This window comes from Chitinophaga fulva (assembly GCF_012927205.1).
Classification (GTDB): Bacteria; Bacteroidota; Bacteroidia; order Chitinophagales; family Chitinophagaceae; genus Chitinophaga; species Chitinophaga fulva.
Map to the genome: position 1 here is coordinate 1,152,414 of NZ_JABBGC010000001.1, position 12,135 is coordinate 1,164,548.

At 48.1% G+C, this 12,135-nt stretch carries 7 protein-coding genes; 3 read left to right on the forward strand and 4 right to left on the reverse strand.

Annotated elements, in window-relative coordinates:
* Positions 1-33 precede the first annotated feature (33 nt).
* Complete coding sequence (locus HHL17_RS04905) at positions 34-3,258, reverse strand: TonB-dependent receptor (protein ID WP_169223647.1); 3,225 nt, start codon at positions 3,256-3,258, stop codon at positions 34-36.
* A 346-nt stretch (positions 3,259-3,604) separates the two neighbouring features.
* Positions 3,605-4,066 (reverse strand): hypothetical protein, encoded by a 462-nt coding sequence (locus HHL17_RS04910; protein ID WP_169223648.1) that lies wholly within the window; start codon positions 4,064-4,066, stop codon positions 3,605-3,607.
* A 301-nt stretch (positions 4,067-4,367) separates the two neighbouring features.
* On the opposite strand from HHL17_RS04910, the gene HHL17_RS04915 reads away from it, so the two are divergent.
* Together HHL17_RS04915 and HHL17_RS04920 are read left to right on the forward strand one after the other, a co-directional pair.
* The gene (locus HHL17_RS04915; protein ID WP_169223649.1) at positions 4,368-5,696 is read left to right on the forward strand and encodes an ATP-binding protein; all 1,329 of its coding nucleotides are present in this window, start codon (positions 4,368-4,370) and stop codon (positions 5,694-5,696) included.
* 2 nt (positions 5,697-5,698) lie between these two features.
* The gene (locus HHL17_RS04920) at positions 5,699-6,916 is read left to right on the forward strand and encodes a tetratricopeptide repeat protein (RefSeq protein ID WP_169223650.1); all 1,218 of its coding nucleotides are present in this window, start codon (positions 5,699-5,701) and stop codon (positions 6,914-6,916) included.
* Positions 6,917-7,116: 200 nt separating this feature from the next.
* Here HHL17_RS04920 and gyrB read toward each other — a convergent pair whose 3' ends face one another.
* Together gyrB and HHL17_RS04930 are read right to left on the reverse strand one after the other, a co-directional pair.
* Entirely contained in the window at positions 7,117-9,096 is a 1,980-nt protein-coding gene (gene gyrB, locus HHL17_RS04925; protein WP_169223651.1) for a DNA topoisomerase (ATP-hydrolyzing) subunit B, read from the reverse strand.
* Between the two features lie 123 nt (positions 9,097-9,219).
* Positions 9,220-10,902 carry an AsmA family protein gene (locus HHL17_RS04930; protein ID WP_169223652.1) on the reverse strand — a complete coding sequence of 561 codons (1,683 nt, stop codon included), beginning with the start codon at positions 10,900-10,902 and terminating at the stop codon, positions 9,220-9,222.
* A gap of 165 nt (positions 10,903-11,067) precedes the next feature.
* On the opposite strand from HHL17_RS04930, the gene HHL17_RS33820 reads away from it, so the two are divergent.
* On the forward strand, positions 11,068-11,991 hold the full coding sequence (locus HHL17_RS33820) for a helix-turn-helix domain-containing protein (RefSeq protein ID WP_169223653.1): 924 nt from the start codon (positions 11,068-11,070) through the stop codon (positions 11,989-11,991).
* Positions 11,992-12,135: the final 144 nt, after the last annotated feature.

Consider the following 12,135-nt stretch of genomic DNA (forward strand, 5'->3'; position numbering starts at 1 on the left):
TTCCTGCGGCTTTTTTTATGTTGTTATCTGAACTTAGAAGCTGTATCTCAGACCCAGTTGCATCTGGTGACGGGAACCAAAGAAGTCTTTGGAGTAAGGTGATCCCGGATTTTCCAGTTTCAGGATAGGGTAGTTGTTCACTACTTTTCCTGTTGGTGTAGCACCTACGCTGGCAGAAGAGTTGAAGGTGTTCGGTGAGAAGTACTGAATACCCCAGTCTTTGTTGATCAGGTTGGTCACGTTCACGATATCGTAAGTGAGGGTGAGGGTGTGCATGGATTTACCGGCTTTGAAGTTGAAATCCTGGCTAAAGCGGAAGTCAGCCTGTGTGTTCCATGGTGTACGGCCACCGTTACGTTCAGTGAACTGGCCTTTACGACCGCTCAGGTATTTGTCATTGTTGATGTAGTTCATGAACTCTGTTGCTTGTTGAACAGCAGTTTTACCACCGGCATCAGCAAAGAAGTTGGTTGCATCCGCTACATCTTTCGGGATGTAAGCGAGGCTCACCTGCTGAGGAGTACCCTGTACAGTAGCGTTTACGTAACCATAGGTATAAGGTAAACCGGAAGAGGTGTTAAAGAACACGGAGAAGTTGGAAACCCATTTGTTTTTAGCATCCCAGCCATGTTTGTAACCAACAGTAGCTACGATACGGTTACGGATGTCGAAGTTGGAGTAAGCCAGTGCCGGATTGTTCGGGTTCAGGGCCTGGTTCAGCTGCCAGTTAGACTCCATGGAGTTACGGATACCGTTGGTGATGTCTTTAGCTTGTCCGTAAGTGTAGGCTGCCATAAAGTTCAGACCAAACGGGAAGGATTTAGACACCTGAGCAGTGATGCTGTAGCGGTAACCTTTATCGGTGTTGGACAACAGGTAAGCATTTGTATATAACGGATTGATTTTGGCACCAGACCAGATAGGCTGTTGTTTGTTCACGTCATATGCGTAGTAGGTAGGATTGTCGACCAGGTTGATCTGTTGGAACATCAGGTCTTTGATCACTTTGGTATAGATACCTTCGATGCTGAATTTCCACTGGTCACGGGTATTGTATTCCAGGGCCAGGCTGCTTCTCCATACCTGTGGCATTTTGAAGTTGTTGTCGATCAGGTCTACCTGGGTAGCACCGGAAGCGTCAGTTACTTTAGCACCGTTCTGGGCTGCGAAATCAGCGATACCGTTGGCAGAAGGTTTAGCTGCAGGGATCGGACCATTTACGAAAGGTTTGGTAGAACGTTGGTCGTAAGCACCATAAGTTACACCGTTGTTGTAGTAAGCGTAACCTAACCATGCGAAAGGAATACGGCCGGTGAAGAGACCGGTACCTCCACGCAGTACGAGGCTGTTGTCTCCTTTGATATCATAGTTGAAACCTAAACGCGGAGAGATCTGCACATTGTTCAGGAAGCTGTTTTTGATATCCTGAGGTTTGGTATATGAATAGGTGTTACCGTAGTTTGCGTCAACAGGCGCTTTGGTGGTTTTGTCACTCAAAGGCTGTTTGTTCGGAATACCAGTATAGTCTAAACGGATACCCGGAGTGATTTTGAAGCGATCAGTCAGTTGGATTTCATCCTGACCGTACAGGCTCAGCAGGTTCACTTTGAACTGTGCAGGAGGATTGGCCATGATGTTATCGCGGGAGTTGTTAGCGTAGTTATAGTTACCACGTACACGGGTAGGCATGTTAGCGAGGAAAGAGTCAACGCTGTTATAGTCGATACGACCGTTCCAGGAGTTTACGAAACCGTAAGTGATGTTGTAAAACTCGTTGTGGGTACCTACTGTGATGGTGTGGTTGCCTTTGAAGATGGTCACGTTATCGGTAACCTCAAAGGTTTTCTGTTTCATATTGAAGATGCTGGCTTCACGGTCAGTACCGAGGAAGATGGTAGAACCAGCAGTACGGCCTTTGATCTGGATCTGCGGAGTAGCAGGATCAGACAGCGGGTCTCTGTAGTCATGAACGCTGGAGTAACCCAGGATCAGGCTGTTGGAGAGCGTGCTGTTGAAAGTGCTTTTCAGCTCTGCAACAGTAGAAGATTGGTTGTTCACCTGTTTGAAGTCGATGCCTTTGAAACGGAAGTTCTGTTGGTCACGTTCCAGGTTGGTAGCTTCGGAGGTGATGGTATTGTTACGGAGAGACAGGTGATGTTTATCGTTGATATGCCAATCCAGTCTGTTAAAGAACTTATTGGAGTTGGAATAGATGCTGGTGTTACCGGCAGTTCCGATATCCACACCATAAGATTTCATCACGGCGGTGATGTCAGCAGCATCTTTTTCAGTGAGGATGCCACCACCATCAGCAGAACCTGCGGCGAGGATCACCGGGTCTACACGGCGGGTGATTTCTTCGTTGGTGAAGAAGAACAGTTTGTTTTTGATGATCGGGAAACCAACACGGGCGCCTGCCTGGTATTCATGGAAATCGCTGGGCAGTTTGGAACCGTCACCGGCGTTGTTTTTACCAATCATAGAGGCGTTACGGCCGTAACCGTAGATAGAACCGTGTACTTCGTTGGTACCGCTGCGGGTTACAGCGTTTACGCTACCACCGAGGAAGTTACCTACTTTCACGTCGAATGGAGCCAGTAATACCTGTACGTCCTGGATCGCGTCGAGAGACACAGGGTTGGTACGGGTGCTGCTTCCTGGCTGGCCGCTGGTAGAGCTCTGACCGCCGAGGGAAGGGCTGAAGCCGATCGCGTCGTTGTTGATCGCACCGTCCACAGTTACGTTATTATAACGATAGTTGGTACCGAGGAAAGAGTTGTTGTTGCTCTGCGGCGTTACCTTGGTGAGGTCCTGCAGGCTGCGGCTCAGGCTGGGGATGCTTTTGATCTGCTCCTGTCCTATTTTGGTGCCGCCTGTTTTGCTGCCGGTGTTGCCGGTAACTACGATTTCGCTCAGTGCAGTGGATTCTTCCTGTAATTTAAAGTTGAAGTTGATAGTACCCAGTGCCAGGTTCACATTTTCTTTTACTTCTTTTTTATAACCGATGAAAGAAACGGTTATAGTGTAAGGACCGCCCGGATTAAGGTTGGGTACAATGTAACGACCGTCGGTGTTGGTCTGTGTACCATTTTTAGTGCCGGTGGCGGTGTTTAATACTACCACCGTTACACCGGGGATAGCCTGACCAGCAGGATCGGCTACTTTACCTGAGATGATGGAGGTGGTGATCTGCGCTTGTGTGTTGTTAAAACATAAAACGACCAGAATGCTCGCTAAAAGCGTGACAAATGATTTCATAAAGCCTGTAAGTATTTACAGGTGCAAAAGAACTACTCCAAAGCAACCAGAATGTTAACTGATCATTACCAAATTGTTAAGGACTACTTAAAATGATCTTAAAATAACCTTGTTGATATGCAATTAAGTTAATAAAATACCAGGTTTAAGAATTCATATGAAAACAATGTTAACAATCAGGGGCGTAGGCGTCATGGCGAAATTGTTTAACAGTTCTTAAACAATAATTTCCTTAAGACAACCCTGATGACTATACGAAAATGACCATATGCCCGTGCCTGTTACCCATAAAAAAAACCCCGTCTCAACAGACAGGGTTTCTCTCGTTTTTTTAAACGGTTCTTGCTTAAAAATAGACTTTGAAAGTCCCGTCCGTTAAAGGTTTTTCTATTTCACCACTAATTAAAGTGCCGGAGAATGTACCCTCCGCTTGTTTACTATTAATGCTTTCGAGTTTGATGGAGATGGCTTTGGTAATATAGCCCTCTTCTTTTTGCTGAATGTCCATCAGCGTCATTTCACCGGTGCTTTGATCGTACTGTCCGGCCTGAAGGCCATTCGGGAAAGTGATCATGAGCTCCATATGTTTGGCGAAATTGTTGGTGACACCATCTATGATCAGCGTTTTTTTGCCGGCAATAACGGTGTCAGAAATGTAACCCTGTGTGGAGTTGGAATGGTAGGTAATATCCCCTACCCGGAAGGTGAAAGTGCCCTCAGGCGTTGCCTCTTTCTTTTTGGAACAACCTGCAAGCCCTGCTCCTGTAATGATTGCAACAACGGCCCATACGAAGATTTTCAAACGCATATGTTTTGTTATTTGATGCTGTCCTGTATTTGTGCCGCTGCATAGGGAAACCCGGGGGATTGGCCGGCAGAAATGCTGCCGCCAGCCATTCTTAATTGGAATAGGTGTACCGGTTAATATACGGGCATAGGGATAAATTCATGTGCAATATATGTAATAAAAATTAAATTAAATAAAATGTTAATAAATAAATGAAGTGCAGGCAGTCAAAAGGAAGGCGGCAACGTCAATATTAACAATATTTTTGTAGGGTAATTCCGTATTATTACTGTTCGAGTTTTATCATTAATAAAAGCACATTATGTCATCGGAAGTAGTCAAACAATTACAGGAAGCAGTGCAGTTTTCACCGGAGAATGTGCCGTTACGCTTACATCTGGCCCAGGTGCTGTTACAGGATTATGAATATGTGCAGGCAGAAGAACAGTACCGCAAAGTACTGGAACTGTCGCCGGACCATACCGGTGCCCAGCTAGGACTGGCCCGTACCTTTTATCATCAGCAAAAATATTCTGCCGCTATAGTTGTATTGGAACAACTGGAACATCATGAGCCGGACCATTTTGACGCACTCCTGCTCCACTGCCGTATACTGGTAAAGGAAAATTCCCTGCAATCAGCAAAGGATATTTATCAGCATCTGTTGCAGCTCAATCCGGGCTTCCGCGACGAAGCCCTCGATGCCCAGTTCCGCCTGCCGCAACAACAAACCGCTACCTCCTATGAGGAAGATGAGCCCATGGAAGATCCGGATAAAGTTTTCACGCTGGAAAAACCGGATATGAATTTTTCCGACGTAGGCGGCATGGAAAGAGAAAAGCAGGAAATAGACCTGAAAATCATCAAGCCCCTGCAGTTCCCCGACCTCTATAAAGCGTATGGCAAAAAAGCAGGCGGTGGTATTTTACTGTACGGTCCTCCGGGATGTGGTAAAACCTATCTGGCCAAAGCTACCGCCGGACAAATACAGGCGGAATTTATCAACGTAGGTATCCACGATGTATTGGACATGTGGATTGGCAACAGCGAAAAGAACCTGCATGCGCTCTTTGAACTGGCTCGCCAACGCAAGCCCTGCGTGCTCTTTTTTGATGAAGTAGACGCGCTCGGCGCTAACCGTACATCTATGCGCAACAGCGGTGCAAGCCACCTGATCAACCAGTTCCTGGCAGAGATGGACGGTATCGCTGCAAATAATGAAAATGTGCTGATCATCGGGGCTACTAATGCGCCCTGGAGCCTCGACCCGGCTTTCCGCCGCCCCGGCCGTTTTGACCGCATCATCTTCGTGGCCCCTCCTGATACAGATGGCCGCGAATCCATCCTGAAACTGCAACTGCGCAATAAACCCGTATCCGACGTGGATTATAAAGCCCTCGCGAAAGCAACGGCCGGCTATTCCGGCGCTGACCTGAAGGCTATCGTGGACCTCGCCGTGGAAGATAAACTCCTCGAAGCATTGCAGAAAGGAGTGCCACAACCTATATCGCAAAAAGAACTGGTGAAAGCTATCAAAATTCATAAGCCTACTACACGGGAATGGTTCAACACTGCCCGTAACTATGCCTTGTATTCCAATGAGGCCGGCCTGTACGATGATGTGCTGAAATACCTGGATATAAAGAAATAACTATGGCTGTACTCATTCAGCGTGCCCAGTTACTGCTGCAACAAGGGCGTTACCAGGATGCGCTGACCACCCTGAAACAACATCTCAGCACCAGCGCCAATGATATCGATGCGCTCTTCCTGCTGGCTATCTGTTACCTCGAAATGGGCAAAACAGAGGAAGGGGAACAAGTGGTCAACAATGCCTTGAGCTTTGCTCCGGACGACGACCGGTTCCTGTACCTGAAAGCCCGGATAGCGCTCAACAAAAACCAGTACAACGAGGCCTTGCAGGCTATCAGTGAAGCGGTCGCTGTCCATCCCTATCAGGCAGACTACTTCGGCATGTGGAGCCAGATACTGCTGTTTAAAAAGGATTATCAGGGCGCCCTGCAGAAGGCGCAGGAAGGACTGGCAATAGACCCGGAGAACCTGGTATGCCTCAACCTCCGGTCCAATGCGCTGTTTAACCTGGGCAAAAAAGAGGAGGCGTTTTCCAATTTGCATGAAGCGCTGGAACATAACCCGGAAAATGCCTATACCCACGCTAATCTGGGCTGGAAATGGCTGGAAGCCGGCGACCACCGGAAAGCCCTGGAGCATTTCAGGGAATCGCTGAAGCTGGACCCTAACCAGCAATGGGCCAAGAGCGGCATGGTGCAGGCCATGAAAGCCCGTTACTGGCTGTATCGCCAGTTCCTGAACTACGCTTTTTTTATGGGAAGGCAAAAGGCAGGTATGCAGTGGCTGATCATTGCCGGCCTCTTCATTTTTACGCAGATTGCCAGCAAGGTGTTCTTTCCATTATATGTGTTGCTGGCACTGGTGGCACTATCTACATGGCTGATAGCGCCGGTGAGCAACCTGTTCCTGCGGCTGAACCCTTACGGTCGTTATGCATTAACACCGCAGCAGATTAAAGTTTCCACGATGGTAGGTGGCCTGCTGTTGGTGGCACTGTTGGCCGCAGCTGCCTACTGGATTACGGCCATCCCCGGTCTGCTGGCTGTTGCTATCTGTTCCGGCGTATTGCTGTTGCCTGTGTCTAGTATGTACGCGCCTGAGTCAAAGAAAAACAAAAAGATATTCCGTATTTATACCCTGTCATTGGCTGTCATAGGACTTTTGGGGATCATCTTCGCGTTCATCACCAATGACTACGCTAATATATTCGTGGCCGTTATGCTGATCGGAGTGTTCCTGTACCAGCTGCTGGCAAACTATATTATCTCCAGGGAGTAACTATGATGGCCATGATTATTGCTGATTTCGCTGATTAGCGAAGATTAAAGCAGAGAATACCATTAAATATAAAAAAGAACATCGCCCACTGATTATATCGGTGGGCGATGTTCTTTTTATACTAAGATTATACTGATAATATTCTTCGCTTCGATCTTCGCTAATCAGTGAAATTAGCGATAATCATGGCCATCATGGGGTTATGCGTCGATCTTTGCGTATTTCGCATGTGATTCAATAAATGCTCTGCGCGGAGGTACTTCGTCGCCCATAAGCATGCTGAATACGCGGTCTGCTTCAGCAGCGCTTTCGATGGTCACCTGTTTCAGCGTACGTCTTTCTGGGTCCATGGTAGTGTCCCACAGCTGTTCTGCGTTCATCTCACCCAGACCTTTATAACGTTGTGTGTTTACGCTGTCTTCTTTACCACCAGCAGCCAGTTGTGTGGTAGCGGCTTTACGCTGTTCCTCTGTCCAGGCGTAGATTTGTTCCTTGCCTTTTTTAACGAGGTACAGCGGTGGTTGTGCAATATATACATAACCCTGCTCCACCATGGCTTTCATGTAACGGAATACGAAGGTGAGGATCAGGGTGGCGATGTGGCTACCGTCCACGTCCGCATCCGTCATGATGATCAGCTTGTGATAGCGGAGTTTGGTGAGGTTCAGGGCTTTATCGTCTTCTTCGGTACCGATGGTAACGCCAAGGGCGGTGAAGATATTTTTGATCTCGTTGTCTTCGTAGATCTTATGTTCCATGGCTTTTTCCACGTTGAGGATTTTACCACGGAGCGGCAGGATAGCCTGGAAGTTACGGTTACGGCCTTGTTTGGCAGTACCACCCGCGGAGTCACCTTCGACGAGGAACAGTTCACATTTTACAGGATCATTGTCGGAGCAGTCTGCCAGTTTACCAGGAAGGCCGCTGCCGGTCATTACGCTCTTACGTTGCACCAGCTGGCGGGCTTTACGGGCCGCTTCACGGGCCTGTGCTGCCAGCACCACCTTGTTGATCACCGTTTTGGCTTCACGGGGATGTTCCTCGAGGAAGGCATCCAGTACGGAAGCCACGGAGCTGTCCACCACACCCATTACATCGGAGTTGCCGAGTTTGGTTTTGGTCTGGCCTTCAAACTGTGGTTCCGGCACTTTTACGCTGATGATAGCGCTGAGGCCTTCACGGAAGTCGTCACCGGTTACTTCTACTTTTGATTTCTCAAACAGCTTGTTTTTATCGCCATAGGCTTTAAATACACGGGTGATGGCACGGCGGAAACCGGCCACGTGTGTACCGCCTTCGATGGTGTTGATATTATTAACGTAGGAGAAGATGTTCTCACTGAACGCTTCGTTATAAACCAGGGCTACTTCCACCGCTACGTTGGATTCCGGGTCGTGGGCTTCTACGTAGATAGGTGCAGGCAGCAGCGGGTTACGGCGGCCGTTCTTATCCAGCATCTGGATAAATTCGAGGATACCGCCTTCGCTGTAGAAAGTTTCAGAGAAGATATTGCCTTCTTCGTCTTTTTCACGTTCGTCGGACAGGGTGATGCGGATCTTACGGTTCAGGTAAGCCAGTTCCCTTAAACGGCCGGCCAGGATTTCCCGGTTGTAGGTCGTTTCCTTGAATATTTCGTTATCCGGCTGGAAGTGAACGGTAGTACCGGTAGTTTCGCTCACGCCGATTTCCCGTACAGCATACTGAGGGATACCACGGTGGTATTCCTGTTCAAACAGTTTACCTTCAGTTTGTACGGTCACATGCAGCATGGAGCTCAGTGCGTTTACGCAGCTGACACCCACCCCGTGCAGACCGCCGGATACTTTATAGGTGTTTTTATCAAATTTACCGCCGGCATGGAGCACGGTCATTACCACTTCCAGGGCGGAACGTCCTTCTTTAGGATGGATGCCGGTGGGGATACCACGACCGTCATCCTTTACCCGGATAGAGTTATCCTCGCAGATCGTTACATCGATATTTTTGCAGTAGCCAGCCAGGGCCTCGTCGATGGAGTTATCCACGACTTCATATACCAGGTGGTGAAGTCCTTTGATGCCAATGTCGCCAATATACATGGCCGGACGCTTGCGCACCGCTTCCAGTCCTTCCAATACCTGAATACTCCCCGCATCATATCCGTTGCTGGGGCTGGTTGCTTGCACTAATTCTTCGCTCATATGTTGGTGTAAAATCGTTTAGAAACAAAATCGGTAGACAATCATGCAAAAATACGAAAAATAAGCCTGATTTCCATAAAAGAATAGCTGTTTTTGAGTGGGATGGATGCCACTTTTTTGCCCTTATAATTTTCCCGCCCCGGCAGTCTCTTTCACGCCGGCGAATAATGTTTTCCACACCAGGTTAAAAAATGACTTCTGGACATCCCGTACATGGGTGGGGTTGGCGACCCGTACCTTCTCTCCGGGAAGAGGGTTCCCATCTTTAATGACCATCACATTGGCCACAAAACTCATCAATCCTTTACGGCTATAGTTTTTATGCTCTTTGTCCTGCTTCAGGATGGCTATTTTCAGGTTATCGTACAGCATGGTAACGCTGCCGGCGGCTTTTCGCTCATCTCCCCGGATATTAAAATTCAGGTCCCGGATGTTACAGGACCTTATTTCTATCATGCCCAGCGGCCGGGTCACGCTGTTCAGGTCTTTGCCGTTCATGTTTTCCAGCTGCCCGGACACGGCAAATTGGCCGGCAGGGTTGTTAAGGGTGAAGTCAAACCGGGCCCTCAACTTGCCGCTTTGCATGAAAATAGCGTCGAAATCGGCAATACAGTGGTTGTTCCGGGCCACCATGGAATCAATATTGGTGATATTGGTCAACCTGGCATGTATATGACTGAAGTTAATCTGGCCCAGCTGCTGGGATACAGGGCTTAGCTCGGCATACTGTAACTCCACATTGTTGCCGGTAAGGGTATCTATTTTTAATGGCAGATGCAGCTTTTGCAGTACCTGGTTGGGAAACTGCCCCGGTTTATCTTCCGGAGGCATCGGTAAGATCCGGTCACGATAAATATGCAGCCTGCCATTGCCGATATTGATCCGCCGGGCCCATACCTGCTGCTCCTGAAGCAACAGCCGCGGGTCCAGCTCCTGTACCTTGATATCATTAAACAACAGCTCGTAGCGGTCCTGTTGTATGCCACCAGTCTGCTGCTGGAACTGCGTTTTGTCGTAGCGGGGCTGTATCTCAAACTGGCCGATGTTCAGCGTTCTTTCGGCCGCATCGTAGCGGATACCGCGTACATACATCCAGTAGAGGCTGTCGCGGGTACGGTTCATATAATCCCGCATACCGATTTCATAGTTGCGGGCGTACAGGTAGCGGGTAGGATCATGCAGTGCCACAGAATCAATCAGAAAATCGTTTACGCCTACCCGTAGGTTGCGGAACTGATGTATCACGCGGGAGGAATCGCTCCGGGTAAATACATATTTAAAATTGGTATTGTCCAGCTGCAGGCGCCCGATGAAGATAGATTTCATTTTGGAGGATATGTCCTCATAAGCGGTACGGGGCCGGGTCGTGTCCCTGACAGTGCTGTTCTGTTCCATCACAATGCTCGGCCCGGTCACAATCAAGGCCCCGGCGCTCAGCTCCTTTTTGATGAAATACCGCCACGGTTTAAAATACCGCAGTTGTAGTTTCTCTACACTGATGAGGTAGGTGTTTTCCGGAGCACGATGATCCGCCAGCATGCGCTGGTATACCGCTGAGTCCAGCGTCATGGTGGCCTTGTCCACTGTCAGGCTGCCGGAAAGCACATTGAGATGCAATTCTTTGAATTGTACAGTATACAGGCTGTCTGATAAATCCGTCACATAGCCAGATAGTTCCTTGCGTAATAGCTTGGTCCAGTGGTGATTAAGGTACCAGGCTGTACAGCACACCAGTATCAGCAGCATGGACAATACGGTCAGAATAATCCTGACGGTCCGTGGTAATTTCCTTTTCCTGTGTTCCATCTGTTATGAATAAACGAAATTTATACCAATTGATTGCTGCCACAGTACTCCAAATATGTGGAAATTATTCTTTATGTTAGGAATGCTTTGTAAGTGTATTGTCAAAATGTATTTGATTAAAATTGGAAGTGTTAAATTTGTCCCGGTTTTAAAACATCAGGTAAAGTGAAAGAAATTCAGGAAATACTGGCATTAGCAATCCCGCAGCCCGCCATGAGCGACCAGCTACAGCTGGCGGAGCAGGATAGCGTGACTGTCCCGGATTGCCTGGACTTTACATTGCAGCGCTTTGTTTATGACAAGCCGCTGCCGGTGGAAGACGTAGCCATGGTTGTGTACCAGCCGGCTAAAAGAGGGCAGTCCGCCGCAATAGAACTACGCTATTGTGTGGCCGGCAGCAAATATTGTAAAAATCCCGCCTGCACTGACCAGTTATGTGCGGAAGGCAATAAGGAAGCCTGTAAGGACAAGGTCCCTTCTGTAGACCTTATCACTGTCAGGTTCCAGCCCGCGTTTATTCAGTCGCTTCAGAAAAATACCACCTCGTTCTCCCTTTTCGAGAACCAGACCCGCAAACCTTTCGTGAAAACCATCCAGCCCTGCACCAAATCCAAATCGGTGCTGGAAACCATGGTACATCATGACTATGAAGGAATGCTGAAGAACATCTTCCTGCAAAGCCGCGCCCTGGACTTACTGCTGTACAGTTCAGACCAGTTTATGCAGAATGATCCCGACGAACGCTATGGCTGCCGCTTCCTCACACATCTGGAAGATCGGGAGAAAATTGAAAAAGCAAGAAGTATCTTACTGGAACAACTGGATTCCCCTATAACCATCCGCGATCTGGCCCGCAAAGTAGCCATGAATGAATGTTACCTGAAAAAAGGCTTTAAAGCTATGTACGGTACCACCATCTATGACTATTTCCAGAAAGAAAGGATGGAGAAGGCCAAAGGCCTGTTGTACGAAAAAGGCATGTCTGTGTCTGAAGTAGCAATGCTCATGGGTTACTCCTGCATTTCCCACTTCTCTACTGCCTTTAAAAAACATACAGGATTAAAACCTTGCGAGTTGTTACTTCGTTGATTATCAATTAGAAAGACTTTTGATAAATGCTGATGGTCCATAGCCATCAGCATTTTTTTTGCAATTTCCCGCTTTGATCATTTCTTTTCCCGAATTGAAAACCGCAGTCGGAAATAACACTGTTACTTTGTAACTGTTAAAACG